This is a genomic window from Streptomyces sparsus, from assembly GCF_054776295.1.
The window spans coordinates 1-537 of sequence record NZ_BAAHCA010001720.1 but is presented as its reverse complement, the minus strand read 5'-3'; the positions used below and the strand labels follow the sequence as shown (position 1 = coordinate 537).

1 protein-coding gene is annotated in these 537 nt (G+C 75.0%); it reads left to right on the top strand.

Translation table 11 applies throughout. From position 1 onward, the window contains the following. Nucleotides 1–139 precede the first annotated feature (139 nt). Nucleotides 140–418 carry a hypervirulence associated TUDOR domain-containing protein gene (locus ACYVE9_RS30485; protein WP_461031079.1) on the top strand — a complete coding sequence of 93 codons (279 nt, stop codon included), beginning with the start codon at nt 140–142 and terminating at the stop codon, nt 416–418. The last annotated feature ends 119 nt before the right edge of the window (nt 419–537 follow it).

Genomic DNA, 537 nt, shown 5'->3' with positions numbered 1-537 from the left:
CGCGGGGTTGACGATCCGTGCCGGCCCGGCCACCGCCCGCTCGGTGCCGGCGTTCGCGTGCGGCGCCTACCCGGTCCGGCGGCGGTGGACGTGCGGGCTCCGGCGGGCCGCCGCAGCATGGATCGCGGAGGTGGTCACGGTGGCCAAGGAGAAACGACCCGCCAAGGGGGACAAGGTCGCGTGGAACAGCCACGGCAGTGAGGCCGTGGGACGCGTGGAGAAGAAGATCACCGAGCGTACGGAGGCGGCCGGCCGCACGGTGGACGCCTCACCGGAGGAGCCGCAGTACCAGGTGCGCAGCGAGAAGTCCGGCCGCTCGGCAGTGCACCGGCCCGAGTCACTGCACAAGCCCGGCGGCAAGGGCAAGGGCAAGCACTCCGGCGGCAAGGGCGGGAAGTCCGGAGGCAAGCACGGTTGAGCCCGCCGGGGCGGCGGCGGGCGTGACGCGGCGGTGTCCGGTACCGGCCGGGCGGCGGTCTCCACCGTCCTGATGCGCCGACGTACGACGCTGGGCCCACGGCAGCCCGGGGGCTGCCG